The sequence below is a fragment of the Streptomyces sp. NPDC059743 genome (assembly GCF_042732975.1).
In the GTDB taxonomy this organism is placed as follows: Bacteria; Actinomycetota; Actinomycetes; order Streptomycetales; family Streptomycetaceae; genus Streptomyces.
In genome coordinates, this window is record NZ_JBHWGS010000008.1 from 310,272 (window position 1) to 332,154 (window position 21,883).

At 69.2% G+C, this 21,883-nt stretch carries 16 protein-coding genes; 10 read left to right on the forward strand and 6 right to left on the reverse strand.

The features are described 5' to 3' along the window. Both ACFV6H_RS17345 and ACFV6H_RS17350 read left to right on the forward strand, forming a co-directional pair. Entirely contained in the window at positions 1-1,236 is a 1,236-nt protein-coding gene (locus tag ACFV6H_RS17345; RefSeq protein ID WP_385542462.1) for an aminotransferase class V-fold PLP-dependent enzyme, read from the forward strand. Between the two features lie 101 nt (positions 1,237-1,337). Next, positions 1,338-2,093, forward strand: a complete 756-nt coding sequence (locus ACFV6H_RS17350; RefSeq protein ID WP_384978270.1) for a class I SAM-dependent methyltransferase — start codon at positions 1,338-1,340, stop codon at positions 2,091-2,093. Between the two features lie 25 nt (positions 2,094-2,118). Here ACFV6H_RS17350 and ACFV6H_RS17355 read toward each other — a convergent pair whose 3' ends face one another. After that, positions 2,119-3,594 carry a hypothetical protein gene (locus tag ACFV6H_RS17355; protein ID WP_385542464.1) on the reverse strand — a complete coding sequence of 492 codons (1,476 nt, stop codon included), beginning with the start codon at positions 3,592-3,594 and terminating at the stop codon, positions 2,119-2,121. Between the two features lie 874 nt (positions 3,595-4,468). Between ACFV6H_RS17355 and ACFV6H_RS17360 the strand changes: the two genes are divergently transcribed. Genes ACFV6H_RS17360 through ACFV6H_RS17380 form a run of 5 tightly spaced genes read left to right on the forward strand, consistent with a single transcriptional unit; the run spans position 4,469 to position 10,923 of the window. Beyond that, complete coding sequence (locus ACFV6H_RS17360; RefSeq protein ID WP_385542466.1) at positions 4,469-5,872, forward strand: aldehyde dehydrogenase family protein; 1,404 nt, start codon at positions 4,469-4,471, stop codon at positions 5,870-5,872. Further along, positions 5,869-7,416 (forward strand): sugar ABC transporter ATP-binding protein, encoded by a 1,548-nt coding sequence (locus ACFV6H_RS17365; protein WP_385542468.1) that lies wholly within the window; start codon positions 5,869-5,871, stop codon positions 7,414-7,416. Before ACFV6H_RS17360 ends, ACFV6H_RS17365 begins: the two co-directional genes overlap by 4 nt. Next, positions 7,413-8,495 carry an ABC transporter permease gene (locus ACFV6H_RS17370; RefSeq protein ID WP_385542470.1) on the forward strand — a complete coding sequence of 361 codons (1,083 nt, stop codon included), beginning with the start codon at positions 7,413-7,415 and terminating at the stop codon, positions 8,493-8,495. Before ACFV6H_RS17365 ends, ACFV6H_RS17370 begins: the two co-directional genes overlap by 4 nt. A gap of 2 nt (positions 8,496-8,497) precedes the next feature. Then, positions 8,498-9,457 (forward strand): substrate-binding domain-containing protein, encoded by a 960-nt coding sequence (locus tag ACFV6H_RS17375; RefSeq protein ID WP_385542472.1) that lies wholly within the window; start codon positions 8,498-8,500, stop codon positions 9,455-9,457. Next, positions 9,457-10,923: a mucin-5B gene (locus ACFV6H_RS17380; protein ID WP_385542474.1), complete on the forward strand. Its 1,467-nt coding sequence runs from the start codon at positions 9,457-9,459 to the stop codon at positions 10,921-10,923. Before ACFV6H_RS17375 ends, ACFV6H_RS17380 begins: the two co-directional genes overlap by 1 nt. A 200-nt stretch (positions 10,924-11,123) precedes the next feature. On the opposite strand, the gene ACFV6H_RS17385 is transcribed toward ACFV6H_RS17380, so the two are convergent. The 3 genes from ACFV6H_RS17385 to oxc form a co-directional block, all read right to left on the reverse strand. Next, entirely contained in the window at positions 11,124-11,615 is a 492-nt protein-coding gene (locus ACFV6H_RS17385; protein WP_384978286.1) for a DUF2267 domain-containing protein, read from the reverse strand. Positions 11,616-11,859: 244 nt separating this feature from the next. Then, positions 11,860-13,116 (reverse strand): formyl-CoA transferase, encoded by a 1,257-nt coding sequence (gene frc / locus ACFV6H_RS17390; protein WP_385542476.1) that lies wholly within the window; start codon positions 13,114-13,116, stop codon positions 11,860-11,862. A gap of 87 nt (positions 13,117-13,203) precedes the next feature. Then, positions 13,204-14,961 (reverse strand): oxalyl-CoA decarboxylase, encoded by a 1,758-nt coding sequence (gene oxc / locus ACFV6H_RS17395; protein ID WP_384793029.1) that lies wholly within the window; start codon positions 14,959-14,961, stop codon positions 13,204-13,206. A gap of 288 nt (positions 14,962-15,249) precedes the next feature. On the opposite strand from oxc, the gene ACFV6H_RS17400 reads away from it, so the two are divergent. Further along, complete coding sequence (locus ACFV6H_RS17400; protein ID WP_385542479.1) at positions 15,250-16,914, forward strand: FadD7 family fatty acid--CoA ligase; 1,665 nt, start codon at positions 15,250-15,252, stop codon at positions 16,912-16,914. A gap of 20 nt (positions 16,915-16,934) precedes the next feature. Here ACFV6H_RS17400 and ACFV6H_RS17405 read toward each other — a convergent pair whose 3' ends face one another. Next, positions 16,935-17,867 carry a LysR family transcriptional regulator gene (locus ACFV6H_RS17405; protein WP_066942956.1) on the reverse strand — a complete coding sequence of 311 codons (933 nt, stop codon included), beginning with the start codon at positions 17,865-17,867 and terminating at the stop codon, positions 16,935-16,937. A 343-nt stretch (positions 17,868-18,210) separates the two neighbouring features. On the opposite strand from ACFV6H_RS17405, the gene ACFV6H_RS17410 reads away from it, so the two are divergent. Then, positions 18,211-19,422: an ATP-grasp domain-containing protein gene (locus tag ACFV6H_RS17410; protein WP_385542585.1), complete on the forward strand. Its 1,212-nt coding sequence runs from the start codon at positions 18,211-18,213 to the stop codon at positions 19,420-19,422. 291 nt (positions 19,423-19,713) lie between these two features. Then, the gene (locus ACFV6H_RS17415; protein ID WP_385542481.1) at positions 19,714-20,943 is read left to right on the forward strand and encodes an MFS transporter; all 1,230 of its coding nucleotides are present in this window, start codon (positions 19,714-19,716) and stop codon (positions 20,941-20,943) included. A gap of 47 nt (positions 20,944-20,990) precedes the next feature. Here the strand turns inward: ACFV6H_RS17415 and ACFV6H_RS17420 are convergent, their stop codons facing one another. Beyond that, entirely contained in the window at positions 20,991-21,872 is an 882-nt protein-coding gene (locus ACFV6H_RS17420; RefSeq protein WP_385542484.1) for a helix-turn-helix domain-containing protein, read from the reverse strand. Positions 21,873-21,883 lie beyond the last annotated feature (11 nt).

Here is a 21,883-nt window from a genome sequence, read left to right on the forward strand (position 1 = left end):
ATGACCGGGACGATCCCGCGCGACCATGACGAGCGCGACCACGACGAGGCGGCATTCCCGGACGATCTGATCCCTTGGCAGCGTCCACTGCGCGCCATGTTTCCGATCATCACCGGGCATCCTGATCTGGTCTATCTCGACAGCGCCGCGACGGCCCAGAAACCACAGGCCGTATTACAGGCCGTCGAGACCTATCTGACCACTGCCAACGCCAACGCCGGGCGCGGCACCTATCCCTGGGCCAACGCCTCCACCGAACTGGTGGAACGGACCCGTGAGCAGATCAAGTCCTTCCTCTCCGACCCGGATCCGGAGCGGTCCACCGTCCATTTCACCAGCGGCACCACCGAGGGACTGCGCACCGTCGCCCAGGACTGGCTGCCCGCCTTCCTCACCGACGGCGACGAGATCGTCGTACCGTTCGCGGACCACCAGGCGAATCTGATCCCGTGGCTGGACGCCCGGAAGGTGCTGGAGGCCCAGGGGATCGGGATACGGATACGGGAGCTGCCGTACCAGACGTCCTCGGGCGATTACGATCCGGACGCACTCGCCAGGGCGGTCGGTCCGAGGACCCGCTTTGTCGCGGCGACCCATGTGCACCATGTGTACGGCGCGGACATGAACGTCCAGCGTATCCGCGCGGCCGTCGGGCCGGATGTGGTGATCTGTCTCGACGCCGCGCAGAGCATGGGCCATCTGCCGGTCTCCGTCGCCGGTCTCGATGTCGACTTCGTCGCCTTCTCCGGACACAAGGCCCTGGCGCTGCCCGGTTCCGGCGCCGTCTGGGCCCGTCAGACGCGCGGGCCGCGGTTCGTCCCGGGCGGCTGGAGCGGCACACCCAACACCACGGGCATCGCCTCCCTGGCCGCGGCACTCGACTGGCTGCGGGAGGCCGGCACGGACCGGATCGAGCGCTGGACGACCGCCCTCGCGCTCCGGCTGACCGACGGGCTGCGGCATCTCGGTGCCTACGAGATCCTCGGCTGTCAGCGGAGTCTGGCGCTGGACAGCCGTATTCAGCACCGCTGCGGCATCGTGACGTTCCGGCATCGCGGCATCGGTGCGAGCGATCTGGGATTCATCCTCTTCAGCCATGGCTTCATGGTGCGCACCGACGGCCACTGCCAGGGCAGCGCCGGTGAGAAGACCAGTTCGGTGCGGGTGAGCACACATGTGTACAACACGCCCGAGGAAATCGACCGGCTGCTCGCCGTTCTTGCCACGCTGGAGTGAAGCTCACCCATCGGAGGAGAATGGGAACCGTTTTCAGATGTAGATTTGGCGGTGTCGGTCCGGCGCGGGACCAGCGAGACGAGTGAGGGCGGCACGGTCACATGGGTCTGAGCATGGCGACAGCCGAGTCGTGGGTGCGGCGATGGGAGCGTCAGCAGCAGCGGTACGCGGTCGATCGCGAGGAGCGGTTCACGGTGATCGCGGATGTGGTCGAGCATGTGACGGAGGGACGGCCGCGCCCGCGGATCCTCGATCTCGGCTGTGGTCCCGGCTCGTTGGCCGCGCGGCTGGCCGCCCGACTGCGGCGGGCGGAGATCGTGGCGGTCGACATGGATCCGCTGCTGCTGGAGCTGGCCCGTACCCACCACGCGGACGCCGCCCGCTATGTCGACGCGGAGATCGGAGCGGACGGCTGGACGGAGGCTCTGGCGCTGGAGCAGCCCTTGGACGCGGCCGTCTCGACCACCGCGCTGCACTATCTCTCCGAGGCCGCCCTGCGCCGGACCTATACGGAGCTGGCACGGCTGACGCGTCCCGGCGGAGTCCTCGTCAACGCCGACCATCTGCTCCACCACGGGCCCGGGCACTCCCGGATCGCCGCGCACGTCGGCCGCTGCCGGGCCCTGCGCCAGCAGGCGTTCGCCCATGAGGACTGGGAGTCCTGGTGGACGGCGGCGGCCGGGGAACCGGAGTTCGCGGATCTGCTGGACGAGCGCGCGCGACGAGGTCCGATCGCCGGGACCGGTGAAGAGCTGCCGCTGTCGCGGCATATGGAACTGCTGCACCGGGCCGGCTTCGAACATGCCGCTCCCGTCTGGCAGTTCGGCAACAGCTATGTACTGGTCGCGATCCGGTAGCGAGACGGCGGCGCCGGAGGCCGGGTCAGTAGTCCTTCGGGATGGCGGAGTTGAGCGCGGTACGCCGTTCCGCGAGATTGCCGGCGTTCAGTCCCGTCGCCAGTTCCGGAGCGTAGTGGGCGACGATCTCGCGGAAGCCGTCCAGCGTGCGGTCGTCCATGACCCGGGCGTCGGGCGAGGCGACCGGGACCGTCAGATAGCTGCGTACGCGCCCGAGGTCGTGCGCGTGGCGGCTCATGTCCACGGCGTAGCGGTTCACCAGCATCCGCATCTCCGGGTCTTCGTGGGAGATCTCGTTGGCGAGCGTCTCGAAGCCGAGATTGAGGAAGTGGTCGGGCTCGTCCAGCAGCCGCTGATGAGCGGCGGAGCCCTTCCAGCCCGCGCGGTTCCAGTTGGCGTTTCCGGGAATCTCGTTCTTCGCGGGAAAGCCGCGGTACTCCGAGGTCGGGAAGGTCTCCAGCAGCAGTCCGCACAGATCGCGGGTCTCGGCGAGCGTCTCCGCGGTCTCCTCGGGAACGCCGAACACATAGAGGATCTCCGGGACCAGACCGTTCTCCTCCATGTGCTGGAAGGCCGTGATCAGATCCGAGCGCAGGGTGTCGGCGTGCTTGCGCATCGCGCGCAGCACCTCGACGGAGGCCGCGCCGTCGGCACCGAAGCCGAAGCGGTTGAAGCCCGCGCTCAGCACCAGATCGCGTACCTGGTCCGAGACCATCGCGGCGTTGTAGGAGTCGGCGCGGGTGAGCGCGTGGAGGTCGATGTCCAGGCCCGGATACCGCTCCTTGAGCTCGATGACGGATTCGAGCTGAGCGGTGAGCTGCTCCATGTCGCCGCCCGGCAGGGCCTGTTGGAAGAAGTCCAGCGAGGTGCAGTACAGGTTCAGCGAGGAGAGCCCGAAGCGCTCGGCGAGCCGGCAGGCGGTGTCGAGATGGGCCCGTACGTTGAAGAACGTCTCGCGCTTGCGCGTCTGCGCGCCGCAGAAGCTGCACCCGAACATACAGCCCTGGCTGAACGGCAGAGTCATCTCATGTGCGAGATAGACGCGCAGATCGGACTCGGGAAGCTTGTCGAGCTGGCGCTCCAGATCGATGTCCATGGCTCCGGGCAGCCCGGACAGCGCCTGCCGGTCGGTCTTGTGCGCACCGGGGAAGATCCGTCCGAACTCCTCGCGGGAGAGCCGCTCTATGCCCTGCCCGCCGACATGCACGCGATCGGCGGGCAGCCCGCGGTCGACGGTGAGATAGCGGTGGACATGGGTCGCCGGAGCGATGTTCTGGGCGCCCATGACCGCGATACCGAAGGAGTCGTACTCCTCCAGGTCGGCGGCGTCACGCAGATCGTGGAGCTGGCAGTCGAAGAGCGTGGGCTCGGCGAGCTCATGACGCTCCATCAGCTCGGCGGCATAGAGCGGCGCGACCGGCAGGAACGGAAGGCGGTCCGGCGCGAAGGGAGTGTCCTCGCGGGCGAGGTAGTTGTCATGGACGTAGGGCGGATGAATCATCAGGGTCCGGCCTCTCGGCACGCGTAAGTCGCCGCGCGGTGCCGGAGTGCGTAAGAGAATGTTCATGCGCGCAGAGGCCATGTCTACCTTCCAGGGTGGACCGGTGCCTTGGATACGGCTCGCGGGCGGCGATACGGCTCGCGGGGCGGCAGCCAGGTCGTGTCCGACCTCAGTGCCGTTATGCCCATCCAATCGATGGTCCGTGCGGATGGCGAGGTTCGTACAGGAGCCTTTCGGTCATTGGAAGGGCGAGTCCCCGCCGGACGGTGGACGGGCCGGACGGTGGACGGGCCGGTCCCGGGGCCCGGGGCCGTGAGTACGGTGGTCGCTCCGCGCGCCAGTCCTGATCGCGCCGAAATGCGGATGGCGCCGGTCCAGACGGACAGGAATCGGCGGCCGGGAGCGGTGGCTGCGGAGCGTACAGGCGTCAGGGCGCCGTATGCCCGGGCAACGGCTCGGTGGCACACCTACCGGTGGACGGCCGCTCGGCTTCCTTCCGATGGTGTGCACCGGGTCGATGCCTGTCGATGAATGACGTGTCACCGGGCGGCACCCACCACGGCCCAGGCATCACTCGCGAGGGCCGATCACCGTTGGAGCCCGCGCCGGAGGGACGGTGACGGTCACTCATTGTGCGTCCTCCCGGGAAGAATCCGCGCCCGCGCGTCCGCCCGCGCCGCAGGCGTCGTACGGGCTCCGGCCTGCGAGGCGATGCCCTTGAGCCAGGCGTCGCGCGGTTTTGTTAGAGGTGTTGACGAATTGCTCACGGCGGGCCACCATCGCAGCACTTTCCGCAGTGTCCGACCGCACCTGCCAAGCCCGCACCTGCCTGCCAAGCCCGCACCTGCCACAGCCCGTACAGGAAGAGCGACGCATGTCGACCCGTACCGCACCGCTGTCCGTGCACAACCCAGGAACAGGCGAGCATCTCGGTGATGTCGAGGACTTCACCTCCGACCGTATCGACGCCGCCCTCGCCGCCGCCGCGCGCGGGCAGCGCGCCATGGCCGCCATGCCCGCCCATGAGCGCGCCCGGCTTCTGCTGCGCACAGCCGATCTGATCGAGGCCGAGGCTGAAGACCTCGCCAGGCTCCTCGCCGCCGAGAACGGCAAGCCGCTCTTCCAGACGACCGAGGAGGTCGGCGCGGCGATACGGATCTTCCGGGGCTTCGCCGGTGAGGCGACCAGGCTGTTCGGACGGCAGATCCCGCTCGGTGCCGTTCCCGGTCTGGAGCGCCATCTCGCCGTCACACTCCGGGAGCCGCTGGGCCCGGTCGCCGCGCTGGTGCCGTTCAACTATCCCGTCGAGCTCTACGCCCACAAGGCCGCCGCCGCGCTGGCCGCCGGCAACGCCGTCCTGGTCCATCCGCCGGTACGCTGCCCGCTCACCCTGTTACGGATCGGTGCGCTCGTGGAGCGGGCCGGTGTTCCGGAGGGCGCCCACCAACTGCTCACCGGTGGCGTCCAGGTCTCTCAGGAACTGGCCGCCCGCCCGGGCGCAGCCGCCGTCAGCCTCACCGGCAGCACGCTCGCGGGACGTGAGATCGCCCGCCGCGCCGCCGACACCCTGAAGAAGGTCCATCTCGAACTCGGCGGCAACGACGCGCTGATCGTCTGCGACGACGCCGATGTCGAGGAGGCCGCCAACGCCGTCGTCCTCGGCCGGCTCGCGCGCGGCAACGGACAGATCTGCTGCGCGGTGAAACGGGTGTACGTCCAGGACGGCGTCCATGACGCCTTTGTGGACGCCCTGCTCGCGGGCGCCGCCAAACTCACCGTCGGCGATCAGCTCGCCGACGGCACCGATGTCGGACCGCTGATCAGCGAGCAGGCGGCCGAGCGCGTCGAGGCCGCGGTCGCCGCGCTTGTCTCGGACGGCGCCCGCAAGGTGGCCGGTGGCCCTCGCCGCGGCGCCTTCAGCGATCCGGCCGTCCTGGTCGACGTACCGCAGGACAGCGCCGCGTTCGCCGAGGAGATCTTCGGCCCGGTCGCGCCGGTCGCCCGGTTCACCGATCCGCTGGACGCCGTACGGATGGCCAACGCGTCGCCGTACGGACTCCAGGCGGCCGTCTTCACCCGGGACATCCGGCGCGCCTTCACTCTCGCCCACCGGCTCGACGTCGGCGGTGTGATCATCAACGGTTCCACCGCGCTGCGCGCCGAGAACCTGCCCTTCGGCGGGCCCAGGGACACCGGCGGCTCCGCCGAGGGCCTGCATGACACGGCCCTGGAGTTCACCCGGCAGAAGACCGTCGTGGTGATGGAGGCCCTCGGGTGAGCAGCACCGCCCGGACCGCTCTGGAGATCCGCGGCGTGCGCAAGGCGTACGGCTCCACCGAGGTACTGCACGGCGTGGATCTGACCGGACGGGCCGGTGAGGTGCTCGCCGTGGTCGGCGCCAACGGAGCGGGCAAGTCCACGCTGATCAAGATCCTGGCGGGCGCGGAACGGATGAGCGCCGGTGAACTCCGGCTCGACGGCGAGCGCGTCGAACTGCGCTCACCGCATGACGCGCACGCGCACGGCATCCGTACCGTCCATCAGGAACTGACGCTCGTACCGGAGCTGTCGGTCACCGAGAACCTCCTCATGGGCCACTTCCCACGGCGGTTCGGCGGTCTCATCGACTGGCGGGCGGCCCATGCGCGCGCCCGTGAACTGCTGGAGTCCATCGGTTACGGCGCGATCGACCCGCGCACCAGGGCGGGCCGGCTCACCGTGGCCAGACAGCAGATGGTGGAGATCGCCAAGGCGCTGGTGAGCGAGGGCGGCGAGCCGAGAATTTTGGTGCTGGACGAGCCCTCGGCGGTGCTCGCGGGCGGTGATCTGGAGGCGCTCTTCGCGCTGATCCGCCGGCTCCAGCGGCGCGGTGTGCTGATCGTGTACGTCTCGCACCGCCTCGCCGAGGTGACGGAACTGGCCACCTCCATCGTGGTGATCAAGGACGGCCGGATCGTCGCCGAGACCGTGCCCGAGCGCACCGACGAGAACGAACTCATCCGGCTGATGGCGGGCAGAGGGCCCGGCCGGCTCTATCCCGCCCGCCGGCCCGACGCCGGCGAGCCACTGCTCACGGTCTCCGGACTGCATCGCCCGGGTGAGTTCCGGGACATCTCGTTCACCTTGCGGGCGGGCGAGATCACCGGACTCTTCGGGCTGGTCGGCTCGGGCCGCAGCGAACTGGCGCGCTGTGTCTTCGGCGCCGAGCCCGCGTACGCGGGAAGCGTCACGGCGTCCGGGAGCACATCTGAGAGCGTCAGCGCGTCCGACGGCGCCCAGCTCTTCCGCTCTCCACGCGAGGCGATCGCCGCCGGGCTCGCGCTGGTCACCGAGGACCGTAAGCGCACCGGCCTGGTGCTCGGGCTGACCACCGCTGAGAACATCGGCCTCACCACACTCCGTACCACCACCCGTGGCCCGCTGCTGGACACGGGCAGACGGCGGCGCGAGGTCACCGCCATGGTCGAGCGGCTGGACATCCGGCCCGCGCACTGCGCCAAGCTGCCCGTACGCACTCTCAGCGGCGGCAACCAGCAGAAGGCCGTGCTCGCCAAATGGCTGCTCACCGGACCGCGTGTGCTGCTGCTCGACGAGCCCACCCGAGGCGTGGACATGGCCACCCGAGCCGAGATCTACCGGATGCTCGACGAACTGGCCCGTGCCGGGATGGCCGTTCTGCTGATCTCCTCCGATCTGACGGAGGTGCTGGGCGCCACCGACCGGGTGCTGGTGATGCGTGAGGGCCGCCTCACCGCGGAGCTGCCCTCTGACCGTACGACCGAGGACACCGTCCTCGCCCACGCGATCGGACACACCGCATGACCGACCAACTGACCACCTCCGCCCAGCCCGCCGAGCCGGCCGGCTCCGACGGGCCCGCTCCGCCCGGCCGTCGGCCGTCCCGACTGCTTCGACTGCCCAAGCTGGTCGTGGCCGGACGCGATCTCACTCTGGAGACCGGGTTCGCCGTACTGCTCGTGGCGTTCGTCGCGATCGCCGGCTCGACCACGGACGCCTTTCTCACCGAGGGCAATCTCACCAATCTGCTCAAGCAGATGGTCACCACGGGACTGCTGGCCTTCGGCATGCTCACCGTGATCCTCACCGGTGGCATCGATCTCTCGGTCGGCTCGGTGGTCGCCTTCTCCGGCATCGTCGCCGCGGGACTCTCGGCCGGACTGCCGGTCCCGCTCGCGATGCTGATCGGTCTGGCCGCCGGGATGGGCTTCGGCCTGATGAACGGAGTGCTGATCGCCCGGTTCCAACTGGCGCCGTTCGTGGTGACGTTGGCGGCGCTCACCACCATCAGAGGACTGGCCTTCGTCTACTCGGAGACGCCCGTCGCGCCCGAGAAGGAAGGATTCTTCGAACTGGGCTCGGCGGTGCTCGGCCCGCTGCCCGTCTCCACCCTGATCATGCTGGCGGTCTTTCTGGTCGGCGGGATCTTTCTGAGCCGCACTCCGGCGGGCCGCTCGCTGGTCGCGATCGGCGGCAGCGCGGAGACCGTACGGCTGGCCGGTATCGGTGTCCGCCGCCATATCGTGCTCGCCTATACGATCAGCGGCGCCTGCGCGGGACTCGCGGGCGTCATCCTCGCCAGCCGCGTCGGTATCGCCCAGCCCAGCGTCGGCACGGCCTTCGAACTCGACGCGATCGCCGCCTGTGTGATCGGCGGTGCCAGTCTGGCCGGCGGCAAGGGATCGGTACGGGCCACCTTCGCCGGAGTGCTCGTCCTGGCGCTGATCAACAATCTGCTCAACCTGTACGACGTACAGAGCTTCTGGCAGCAGGTGCTCAAGGGCCTGATCATCGTCGCCGTCATTCTCGTACAGCGCACCGGACGGTTCCGTACGGCCGGCGCACCGAACCTCGCGGATCCCGGAAAGGCAAGATTGTCATGATCATGAAGAAAGTATCCGGTGTGCTGGTGGCCGGAGCCCTCGCCGCCGCCCTGGCCGGCTGCTCCTCCGGCGGCGACGCAGGCGCGGGAGACGGTTCGTACACCATCGGCGTCGCCAACTTCACTCTCAGCGGGCCCTACTTCAACGGTATGGACCGGGCCATCAAGGCACAGGCGGAGAAGAAGAACGTCGAGATCGTCAGCACCGACGCGGGCGGTGACGCGGCCAAACTCGCCTCCAACGTCGAGGACTTGCTGAGCAAGAATGTCGACGCGGTGATCGTCTCGGGCGGCCCGCTGGAGTCGGCGCCCGCCGTTCTCAACTCCATCAAGGCGGCCGGCAAACCCGCCGTCCTGGTCGACCGCAAGTTCCGGACCGGTACGTACAGCAGTTGGATCGGCCCGGACAACGAGGCGATCGGCAAGCAGAACGGGGAGTTCCTGGCGCAGCGGCTGCCGGACGGCGGTACGGTCGCGCTGGTCAAGGGCGGTCCCGCCGACAACAGCATCGGCCTGGCCCGCACCGACGGTGTGAAGGCAGCTCTGGAGGGCGCGCCCGGTATCGAACTGGTCGAGGCGCCCGACTTCGGCAATTGGAGCTCCGACGGCGGACTGAATGTGATGGAGAGCCTGCTCGCCTCGCACGCCGACATCGACGCCGTCTTCTGCGAGAACGACGCCATGTGCCTGGGCGCGCAGCGCGCGATCAAGGACGCGGGCCGCGCCGACAAGATCGTGCTGGCGGGTGTCGACGGGCAGGCGGAGGCGCTCAAGGCCATTCTCGACGGCACCAACTACCTGGTCACGGGCCTCAATGACGCCGATGTGATCGGCAGTCTCGGTCTGGACAGGGCCGTGGACATTCTCGACGGCAAGAAGACCGAGAAGGACACGGTCGTTCCCTCACCACGTGTCACCAAGGAGAACGCGGAGAAGTACTACGACCCGAAGGGCAACTTCTGATGAGCCGCACTCCCACAAGCACCACTCGTGCCGGTGTCCGTACGCGGTTACGGCCGCGCCGGAAACACCACTACGCGCTGACGGGCCTCGTCTGCGGCGCGCTCGTCCTGCCGCTCTCGCTCGACACCGCGTCCGCGGCGCCGGAGCCGCAGGGCAAAGATCCCAAGGTGGCCTGGCGGCTGCTGCACTCCGAGGACTTCTCGAAGACGCTCGATCCCGGCGGCGCGCCCTGGACACGCGAGACCTACGCCGAGCCCTTCGACACGATCATGGACGACAGCGGGCAGTGGTACGCCAATGACTACGGCCCTGCCTGGAACACCGCGTTCAACTCCTTCGACACCTACCGCAAGGAGTTCCCGGTGGGCGACGGCGGCTGGCTGACCGCCTCGCTCTCCGCCCGCGACTGGAACAAGGACGGCCGGATCGAGAAGGCGCCGTCCATCACGAACGGCAGGGCGGGCGGCAGGACGGTCGCCCAGCTCAAGGTGCCCGATCACACCGGTGGCGCCATCTTCCGTCCTACCGAGCAGCTTCCCGATCAGTACCGCATCGAATACCGGCTGAAGACCATCGACTTCGGCGGGAAGCGGAACGGCACGATCGACTACGACAACCGGATCAACGGTTACAGCAAGGACGGCTGCAAGACTCAGCACCCTTGGGGCGAGGGCTCCAACAGCCCGGGCTGGGAGGGCGACGCGTCGGCGCCGTACTGCGAGTGGCAGGACGTCCGTGAGGGCAACTACGGTTACAACGGCTTCCACTATCTGTCGATCGTCGACTTCGCGGATCCCGCGCCACGGAACAATCACTTCTGGCACTACCGCCGCAAGGTGCTGATGGACTCGTTCTCCCAGCATCCCGACCGGGTCGGCAGCGGCACCGGAGGCCGGGTCTGCAATTCCAGCACCAACACGTACTACAACTACCGGGACAGCAGCTTCAACACCGTCAACATGTGGATCAGCGGACTCCCCAACTGGACGCCGGGCAAGGGCGGTGTCGCGGGCAACTCACAGTGGTTCATGTCCAGTTGCTCGGGCGGCGTGGCGGAGCAGCAGCTCAGCTCGGCGGCGGAGCTCCAGCCCGAGCTGATGCCCAATCAGGACTATGTCTTCGCCATCGAGCGCGATGCCACCGGCTACACCCTGGAGGCCAGCGGCAACTTCGCCCGGGCCGGCCGGAAGACACTGCGCTTCCACCGGAACTTCATCGTCAACAACCAGCCGATCTGGCACTACAACGTCAAGCCGGGCGAGTACGACGGCCGCTTCAACAACACACTCGTCCAGAACGACAACAACGGCAGCGCGCGCTGGCCCGACCAGTGGCCGGCCGGCTCGGCGTATCCGGACTCCTTCGTCATCGGTGACCTGTACACCAATGTGTACGAGGGCAGCGCGAGCCTGACGGACATCAAGCTGTACGTGCCTCAGACGGCCACGAAGAAGCAGGAAAATTAGTCGACGGTCGCCAGGCATACGTTGCCCGACCCGGGGCAGGGGCTCTGATGAGCCGAGCTCGCGGCCTACCCCCCCCCGGCCGCACGGGCTCCTCGGCCCCACCGGCGTACCCCCTCGCCGGTGGGGCCGCTCTCGTGAGCCGGGCCTCTGTCCTCGCGAGTCGGGCCTCTGAAGCAAGGGCCTCAGCTGAAGCAAGGGCCTCAGTGCGGGGCCTCGGAGGCAGGCTTCTCAGGCTTTTCGCGTGGCGCCTCAGGAGCCGGGCCGTCCGGCAGGACGGCGGCCAGCGAGGTCGGCATATGTGCCTTGAGGTCCTTCCACTCTCCCTCGCTGATGTGCTGCTGGAGGGCCGTGAGGACGGTATGCACCAACTGCTCGGTGCCGCCGTCGACCGAGTAGCGGAAGTCCCGCTTGACGCGTTCGAGGAACTCCTCCTTGTGCATCTTCACCGGCGTTTCGGCAGGCTTCCAGCCGTCGTAGTAGATACCGCGCAACAATGTCGGGAGCTGAGCGGCGAACTGCGCGCTCTCCTCGACCGACAACCGGTCCCGCAGCTGGTGCAGGACCGCCCGCAGAGCGGCGTAGGACTGCTTCCGGCGTTCCTTCGGCCATCCGTAGGGCTTTTCGATCTCCTTGAGGATGTGGTTGGCCTTGTCCACCATCGTGTCGAACGAAGAGAATCCTGTGTCGACCATCTCGTGATCCTTTCGGCTTGCCGCCGAGGTACGAAGCGGATGCTCACGGCGAACCGGGTGCTCACGCCCATTCTCCCGCGCGGGCCGCACCCGGGCGAGAGCAGTCCCGTACGCGCGGGAGGTCAGCCCATCACGCCGAAGCTGCTGTACTCCGCCGTACACACTCCGCACACAAACGGGTGCCCTGCACGCGGATCGCGCGCGGGGCACCCGGGAATCGGTCGTACGGCCACGAGTCACCGCATCAGGCGACGACGTTGCCCTCGTGCAGCCTGCGGATGTCGTTCGCGTCGTAGCCGAGGTCCGCGAGAACCTCGTCCGTGTGCTCGCCGAGCAGCGGCGCACCCTTGATGTCGGGCTTGAAGCCGGAGAACTTGACCGGGCTGCCCACGGTCAGGTACGTGCCGCGCTCCTTCTGCTCGACCTCGACGATCGTGCCGCTCTTGCGCATGTCCGGGTCCTCGGCGAGCTCCTTCATGCTGAGCACGGGCGCGCAGGGCACCTCCCACTCGCGCAGGATGTCGACCGCCTCGTACTTGGTCTTGTCGGCCAGCCACTTCTCGATCTCGCCGAAGATCTCCATGATGCGCGGCTGGCGGGCCCGGGCAGTCGTGTAGTCCGGGTCCTCGACCCACTCGGGGTGGCCGATGGCCTCGGCGGTGCGCTTCCAGTTCTGCTCCTGGATCGTGAAGTAGATGTAGGCGTTGGGGTCGGTCTCCCAGCCCTTGCACTTCAGGATCCAGCCGGGCTGGCCACCGCCGCCGGCGTTGCCGCCGCGGGGCACCGCGTCGCCGAACTCGCCGTGCGGGTACTGGGGGTACTCCTCCAGGTAGCCGATCTTCTCCAGGCGCTGCTGGTCACGGAGCTTGACCCGGGTGAGGTTGAGCACGGCGTCCTGCATGGACACCGATACCTTCTGGCCCAGACCGGTCGCGTTGCGCTGGATGATCGCGGTCAGCAGACCGATCAGCAGGTGCATGCCGGTGTTGCTGTCGCCGAGGGCCGAGCCGCTGATGGTCGGCGGACCGTCCCAGAAGCCCGTGGTGGACGCGGCGCCACCGGCGGCCTGGGCGACGTTCTCGTAGACCTTGAGGTCGTTCCACGACGAGTCGTCGTTGAAGCCCTTGACCGAGCCGAAGATCAGGCGCGGGTTCAGCTCGTGGATGTGCTCCCAGCTCAGGCCCATACGGTCCATGGCGCCCGGCGCGAAGTTCTCGACCAGGATGTCCGACTCGCGGATCAGCTTCTCCATGACCTCCTTGCCCTCGGGGGTCTTGGTGTTGATGGCCAGCGAGCGCTTGTTGCTGTTCAGCATGGTGAAGTAGAGCGCGTCGAGGTCGGGGATGTCCCGGAGCTGGTTGCGGGTCACGTCGCCGCCCTGGGGGCGCTCGACCTTGATGACGTCGGCGCCGAACCAGGCGAGCATCTGGGTGCACGCGGGACCGGCCTGGACCCCGGTGAAGTCGATCACCTTGATCCCGGCGAGCGGCTTTTCACTCATGATGGCTTCCTTCTCGTGAATGTTCTCGGTGCGAGGGTGGAGTGTGCGGTGTGCGGAGTACGCGAGGGGTTCAGGGGCGCGGAACGCCTACTTCTTCGCCGGCGTGATGTTGCCGACGGTGATGCCCTTCGGGTTGAGGTGCGCGATATGACCGCTCTCGGTGCCGGCCGAGGGATCGATCGCGCAGTCGATGAGCGCCGGGCCGCCCGAGGCCAGCGCCTCGGTGAGGGCGGCGGTGACCTCGGCGGGCGTGGTCGCGCGGTAGCCCTTGCCGCCGAACGCCTCGATCATCAGGTCGTGGCGCGCCTGGAGCATCAGCGTCGTCGGCGACGGGTCGGTCTCCAGCGGGTTGATGTCGTCGCCGCGGTAGACACCGCCGTTGTTCATGATGACGGTGACGACGGGCAGCTTGTAGCGGCAGATCGTCTCCAGCTCCATACCGCTGAAGCCGAAGGCGCTGTCGCCCTCCACGGCCACGACCGGCGCGCCGGTCTCGACGGCGGCGGCGATCGCGTAGCCCATGCCGATGCCCATGACACCCCACGTACCGCTGTCGAGGCGGTGGCGCGGCACCTGCATGTCGATCACATTGCGCGCGATGTCCAGCGCGTTGGCGCCCTCGTTGACGATGTATGTCTCGGGGCGCTCGTGGACGACATCACGTACGGCCTTGAGGGCGCCCATGAACTGCATCGGATGCGGATCGGCCTTGAGACGCTCCGCCATCTTGGCGACATTCTGCGCCGAGCGCGCCGCCAGCTCCTCCCGCCAGGCGGCCGGAGCCGCGATCTGGCCGGGCTTGGTCCGCTCGGCGAGCACTTCGAGCACCGACTCGATGTCTCCGACGAGCGGCGCGGCGATGGGCTGGTTGCTGTCCAGCTCCTTGGGCTCGATGTCCACCTGGATGAACTTGGCGTCCGGGTTCCACTGCGGAGCCTCGCCGTGGTTGAGCAGCCAGTTCAGCCGGGCGCCGAGGAGCACCACGACATCGGCCTTGCGCAGCGCCAGCGAACGGGCGGTGGCGGCCGACTGCGGGTGGTTGTCGGGCAGCAGGCCCTTCGCCATCGACATCGGTACGTACGGGATGCCCGTGGACTCGATGAACTCCCGGATCCGCTCGTCCGCCTGCGCGTACGCGGCGCCCTTGCCGAGCACCACCAGCGGGCGCTGAGCGCCCGCCAGGATCTCGATCGCGCGGTCCACGGCCTCGGGGGCCGGGAGCTGGCGCGGCGCCGGGTCGACAAGACGGCTCAGCGTCTTGGCGCCCTCCTCGGCGTCCATGATGGAGCCGAGCACCGCGGCCGGTATGTCGAGATACACACCGCCGGGCCGGCCCGAGATCGCGGTGCGCAGCGCGCGGGCGATACCACGGCCGATGTCCTCGACACGGCTCACGCGGTAGGCGGCCTTCACGAACGGCTGCGCGGCGGCGAGCTGGTCCATCTCCTCGTAGTCGCCCTGCTTGAGGTCGACGAGATGCCGCTCGCTGGAGCCCGAGATCTGCACCATCGGGAAACAGTTCGTGGTGGCGTTCGCGAGTGCGACGAGGCCGTTGAGGAAGCCCGGCGCGGACACCGTCAGAGCGACGCCCGGCCGTTTCGTGAGGTAACCGGCCGCCGCCGCCGCGTGACCGGCGTTGCTCTCGTGGCGGAAGCCGATGTAACGGATGCCCTGGGCCTGCGCGAGGCGGGCCAGGTCGGTGATCGGGATGCCGACCACCCCGTAGATGGTGTCGACATCGTTCAGCTTCAGCGCGTCGACGACCAGGTGGTACCCGTCGGTGAGCTCGGCCTCGGCCGGAACGTCGGCGGTCGACGCGGTCTCCAGTGCGGAAGGGGCGGTCATGGCTCCGAGGTCCTCCTTGGGCGGTCATGCCTGTGCGGCTTCTCGTCCCACCTTGTTCGGCGTGCGTGCCCGCGTCCAAGACCTATCGGCGACCAACCGATAAACAGCATTTATTGATGCTGGTCGCGGGAGCGCGGGAAGCGCGGCAACTCCCTTGATAAACATTTGCTATCAACTGTTCACCAGCGCGTATTGGACGGACACTTCGCGCCAGCGCAGGCTCGCAGATGACGGTTTCCTCAGATTCCTCAGATCCGGTATGAGTTCCAGAGCGAGGAGATGGTGGTCATGGCCGTTCCCACTACGGCGTCCGTGTGCGACACGAACCGGTACCGGCCCCCGGCGGTCACGGGCCTCGTGGATCTTCTGGACCGGCAGGTACGCGACTGTCCCGGCGCCAGGGCGCTCGTCGTCACCGTCACCGGCAACCGGGCGGACCTGTCCTACGGCACTCTCGCCGCCCTGGCCGACGACATGGCCGTGCGCCTCGGCGGCGCGGGGCTGCGGCGCGGTGACGCGGTGGGTCTCGTCTGCGCCAACACCGCCGAGTTCGTGGTCGCGCTGCTGGGCGCGGCACGGGCCGGGCTGGTGGTCGCGCCGGTCGATCCCGCGCTGCCGGAGCCGGAGATGTCCGCCCGGATCGAAGAGCTGGGCGCGCGGGCGATCCTCACCGGTCCGCTCGCGGCCGACGCGGAGGCGGTCGCGGGGGGCGCGTGGGTTGAGGGAACGCCGTCGTGGACGGTGCGCGTGGACGTCGCCCGCGACGGGACGGCGACGGCCGCGCTCGATACGGGCGAGGGCGGACGCGCGGGCGGTCCGCGTGGCGTACGGGACGGAGCACCGGGCGTACGAGGCGCGGCCGGCGAGCTGACCGGCGACGACGCCCTTGTGCTGTTCACCTCGGGAACCACCGACCGGGCCAAGATGGTCCCGCTGACGCATGCCAATGTCGCCGCCTCCGTGCGGGACATCTGTGCCACCTACGAGCTGGGTCCCGGCGACGCGACGGTCGCGGTGATGCCGTTCTTCCACGGCCACGGGCTGTTCGCGGCCCTGCTGGCCTCGCTGGCCAGCGGAGGATGCGTACTGCTGCCCGAGCGCGGACGGTTCTCTGCGCACACGTTCTGGGACGACGTACAGGCCGTGGGCGCGAGCTGGTTCACCGCGGTCCCGACCATCCACGAGATCCTGCTGGACCGATCGGCGGCGGAGTACCCGGGCCCGGAGCTCGCGCCGCTGAGGTTCGTCCGCAGTTGCAGCGCTCCGCTCAACGCGGCCACGCAGCGTGCGCTGGAACGTACGCTCGGCGCGCCGCTGCTGTCCGCGTACGGGATGACCGAGACCACGCACCAGACGACCAGCGAGCCGCTGCCGGAGTGGGGGCCGCTGAAGCAGGGATCCGTCGGCCGGACCACCGGAGTGGACCTGCGTGTCGTCGACCGGAACGGGCGTACGTGCCCGGCAGGCACCCAGGGCGAGGTGTGGGTGCAGGGTCCCACCGTCACGCGCGGCTATCTCGGCGATCCGGACGGGACGGCGGAGAGCTTCGCCGACGGCTGGTTCCGCACCGGCGATCTGGGCTCGCTGGACGAGGACGGGTATCTCTTCCTCACCGGGCACATCAAGAACCTCATCAACCGCGGCGGCGAGAAGATCTCGCCCGAGCATGTCGAGGACGTGCTCGCGGGCTGTCCCGGTGTGTCCGAGGCGGCCGTGTTCCCGATTCCGGACGCGCACTACGGGCAGCGGGCCGGCGCCGTCGTGGTCGTACGCGACGGCGAGATCCTCGGCTCCGGGCAGATCCTCCAGTACTGCCGCGACCGGCTGTCGCCCGCCGAGGTGCCCGACCGGCTGGAGATCGTCGCGGCACTGCCGCACACGGCGAAGGGCGGACTGGACCGGCGGGCGGTGGAGAACCGGTACGCGGAATCGAAAGAGCGCCGCAGGTCTTGAGCGCGGGTCTGGCCGCAGGTTTATCTGACGCGGTGCTCGGCCGGGAGCGGCTGGTCGAAGAACTCGTCCAGTGACAGGCCCGTCGCCGCGTTCACAAACGCCCGCGCGGCGATCGATCCCGGAGTCGCCGCGTGGATCGCGACCGAGACCTGCGCCCTGGCGTCCGGGGCGACCAGACGGACGGCTCTCGGCCTGCCGATCACCGGCATCGCGCGCAGCCATGTGTGCGGCACGATGCTCGCCCAGTCGCCGACGCCCACATGCGCGTAGAGGGAGGCGACCGAGTCCGTCTCCACCTGCGGCGTCACCACGACACCGCTGTCCGCGAACACGTTGTCGATGAGCTGGCGGATACGCATGTCGGGCGTCAGCAGCGCGAGCGGCAGCTGGGCCGCGTCCGCCCAGGTCATGGTGTTGGTCTGCGGCATCAACTGGTCGCCCGACGCCAGCAGTACGTACCTCTCCTGGTACAGCGGCACCACTTGCAGGCTCTCCCGGTCCTCGGGAGCGAAGTGCGCGATCGCCGCGTCCAGCTCGAACTCCCGTAGCTGGCGGTGGAGTTCCCGCGCGGAGAGCCGGGAGCGGACCTGGACCTTGGCCAGCGGATGCGCGCCGCAGAACGCGGCGACGGGCAGCGCCAAGGTCGTCGACGCCGTGGGCTCCGTACCCAGCCGCAGCGTCCCGGTGATGCCCGACTGCACGGCGGCCACCTCGGCCTTGAACGCGTCCTGCTCGGCGAGGATCCGCTTGGCCCAGACGACGAGCCGCTCGCCCTCCGGAGTGAGGCCCTCGTAGTTGTGTCCGCGGTTGATCAGCGTGACGTTCAGTTCGCGTTCGAGCTTGGCGATCGCCGCCGAGAGCGCGGGCTGCGATACGTAGCAGGACTCGGCCGCCCGCGCGAAGTGCCTCTCTCTGGCGACCGCCACGAAATACTCCAACTGACGGAACAGCATCAGCGACTCCTCCCTGCCTCGGCACTCGGCACCGCACGGAAACCGGACCACGGGCTTCCAGCGCTCCGGTGACACCGTGAATCATCCCACTTGATCAACGTCCGAACCGCCGCCGCGGGTGCCCGCCGCCGTGCGCGGCGAGGTGCGGTGGTGTCGCGGTGCGTGTTCGCGCGGGTGCCGGGTGCCCTCGCGGGGAGCTGGAGGTCATGGCTGGTGAACGTGTAAAACCGCAGCCCATCCGGGCTATCATCCGCTCTACACACCCGATTGCGCACCGCCGCGCAGGCCGTGGATTTCCGGCACCGGAGAGTTCTCCCGCGCTGGTTTCCCGTGCCGCGTGGCCATGTCGCCCTGTCCGAGGGGAGCGTTCCCGATAGCACTTCGCATCTGGCTCAGCAGCGCGGGGGTCGCCGCCACCGAGGTGGCCCGGATGTTGCGTGAGAACCCCGACGCCACCGATGTCCGTATCTACGGCTCCAACATCAGCCGGCACGCTCCCGCGCTCGCGGCCTGTGACGTGAGCGAAGTCGAACCACACCGGGTGAGCAACGCGGCCTACGCCGAGTTCGCCCTCGACTTCTGCCGCCGGCACGCCATCGACGTTCTGATACCGCCCAGGCGACTGGACGCGCTCGCGCCCTACGCCGACGCCTTCGCCGCGGACGGCACAAAGCTCATGTGCTCACCGGCCGCCGCGGTCTCCACACTGACCAGCAAGAGTCTGACCTACGAGGCCGCCCAGGCGATCGGTGTGCCCGTACCGCCCTGGTGGATCGTCTCCGACGGTGAGCAACTCCGCGCGGCGGCACGGCAGATAGCCGACGCGGGCAGCATCGCCTGTATCAAACCCGCCGGAGAGTTCTCGGCGTTCGGCTTCCGCATTCTCGACGACGAGCCTCTGCGTATGAAGGATCTGCTCGCACCGGCACGGCCCGTCGCCTCCGTCGGCGCGGTGGCCGACGCGCTGGACCGGGCGGCGGACCAGGGCGAGAAGGTTCCCGAGTTCATCGTGATGCCGTATCTGGACGACCCGGAGGTGAGCATCGACTGTCTCTCGGCCCCGGGCGGCGACATGGTCACCTGTGTCGCCCGGTCCAAGGACGGGCGCTACCGCCATCTGCTCGACGCTCCTGCTCTGACCGCCATCGCCCAGCGCCTGGTGAGCCATTTCCGGCTCGCCTATCTCTCCAACGTCCAGCTGCGCCACTGGCACGGCCGGCCGATCCTGCTGGAGGCCAACCCACGGGCCTCCGCCGGGATCTTCCAGACCGCCTTCGCCGGAGTGAACCTCCCGTGGGCCGCGGTACGTCTGCTGCTGACGGGCGATCCCGGCCGGCTGGCACCGCTGCGGCTGGGCGGCCGTGTCGCCGTCACCGAGTCCGTCATGGCCGTCGGCCCGTCCGAGCACGTTCCGCTGCCCGAGCCCATGGTTCCGCCCGAGCCTCTTCTCCCGCCGAGGCCGGTCGTCCCGCCCAAGCCCGTCATCCAGCCCGAGCCTCTTGCCTCGCCCGTGCCCGCCGGGGCAACTGCCGTCAGTGCGGCGCCACTTGTTTAGCTGTTGAGTTCCCGACCAGTCGTCCGGACATGAGAACGACGGTGGAGGGCACCGCCCTCCACCGCCCTCCGTACCAACGCCCTCCGCACCACCGGACCGATCACGGTCCCTTCGAGGCTGACTGTGACCTGGGGTCACAGGATGAACGCCTGCCTGGTTGCGTCCGCGCGTCCCGAGCAGCATGGCGGGACCGGACGGTCCCTGTCGCCGCCGGAGCCGCACGTGGCTTCTCCCGTACGGCCCCCGACGGCCACCGGGACTCCCCACGACGCCCGAAAGGCAGTGATCCCCTTGAGCGGTCCCCCGGACGCGCACGGCCCCGACACCGCATCCGAGACCTTCGACCGACTGCGGTACGCCGGCGTCTTCGCCCTGCTCTTCCTCTTCGGTACGGAAACCTTCCTGGTCTCTCCGCTCCTGCCCACCATCGCGGAGGACATCGACGTCAGCGAGGCCGCCGCGGCCTCCAGCGTGACCGCGTACGTCCTGGTGTACGCGATCTGCGCGCCGTTCCTCGGTCTGCTCAGCGACCGTTTCGGACGGCGGCGGACACTGGTGGCCGGTGCCGCGCTTTTCCTCGTGTCCAACGCCATCGCCGCGCTCTCCACCGGGCTGGCGCTGCTGATCGTCTCGCGCGCCGTCGCCGGTCTCGCCGCAGCCGCAGCGGGACCCGCGATCTGGGCCCATATCGCCGAGACCGCACCCGACCGGGTACGCGGCCGGGCCCTCGGCCTCGGCATGGCGCTCTTCTCCTGCGGCCAGGTGATCGGCGTACCGCTCGGCGCGGTGCTCGCCGGCTGGGCCGGCTGGCGCTCGGCGTTCCTCGCCATGGCCGTGGCCACCGCCCTCGCGCTGCCTCTGCTGCTGCGCCAGCTCCCGGCGAGCGCAGGCCGGCCGGCCGAGGTCGGCGCGGTCAAGGCCGTGCTCGCCGGATGGAGCGATCCGACGCTCCGCAAGGCGCTCACCGTCAACACGGTCTTCCACGCGGCCAATCTCGGTGCCTACACCTTCCTGGGCGCCCTGCTCGTCGACCGCTTCGATCTGTCCGTCTCGGAACTCGGACTCGTCGGCATCCTGGTCGGCGCGGGCAGTGTGGCCGGCTCCCTGCTCGGCGGCCGGCTGGGCGACCGGGCCCGCGCCGCCGGAGGCAACCACGTACCGCTGCTGCCCGTATGGGGAGTCGTGATGGCGGCGGGCATCACGCTGTCGGCCTGGGGCCCTGGACTGGTGCTCGCGCTCGCCGGAGTGGTCGTGTGGTTCGTGGCCAGCGGCGGTTTCGTCACCGACCAGCAGACGCTGGCGGGCACCGTCAATCCGGAGCTGCGCGCGACCTCCAGCGCCTGGCTGACCTCGACCATGTACGCGGGCACCGGTATCGGTGCCTGGGCGGTGGGATCGTTCGCCGAGGTCACCACGGGCACACTGATCATCGGCACCGGTCTGGCGCTCCTCGCGGCGCTGGGCGCGCTCACGGTCGGCGCGGGCCTCCGGAAGGCCGTACGGCAGGATCAGCCGGCCTGACTCCCGGACCTGCCTGACTCCCGGACCGGCCTGACCCTCGGACAGGATCAGCCGGCCTGACGTCCCGCGCCCGTGCCCGGATCGACGGACCGCAGAGGCCGCTCGGTGAGTGCTCCCATCCGGGCGCGGTCCGTGGCGGACGCCGGTGTGAAGAGCAGCACCAGCGCGCTCGGGTCGTCCACCGGGTGGAAGGACGAGAGCGACAGCTCGATCCTGCCGATCCCGGCCGGCTCCACGACGACCGTACGGGCCGTCAGCTCCGCCACCGAGTGGCATCCCCACCAGTGGCGGAGCTCCGGCGCGTCCTCGTCAAGACGCCGGTAGACCTCATCGGTACGAGGATCCTCCAGCGCTGGGCCCGCCTGCGCGCGGAAGTGCTGGAAGACATTCATGGCCAGCGGCTCCCAGTCCCGCAGCACCGTCCGCAGCCGCTGGTCGGCCACCATCAGCCACATCAGATTGCGGCGGTCCGCCGGGACGGTCTCCGGGCTGCCCCACAGTGCTCCCCACGCGGCGTTCCAGCCCAGCAGATCGAAGTACCGGTCCAGCAGGACGGCCGGACTGGCCGTCCAGGAGTCCAGCACCGGCTGGACGGCGGCGGCAAGGCCATTGCTGCCGCCGTCCTCCTCCGCCGAGAGCGCGGGATCGTGATAGCCGGCCAGCCGCATCGCGTGCCGCTGCCCGGCCGCGTCGAGCCGCAGCGCCCGGGTGACCGCGCCGAGCACCTGCCGGGAAGCGGTCACCCGGCCCTGCTCCAACCAGGTGTACCAGGCCAGTCCCACACCCGAGAGCGAGGCCACCTCCTCCCGGCGCAGCCCTGGCGTGCGCCTGCGGGCGGTGGCCACCAGCCCGACATCGGCGGGCTTGAGCAGCTCTCGGTGGGCTCGGAGGAACGCGCCGAGTTTCGCGCTGGGGAGGGGAGTTGACATCGTGGCTCCTC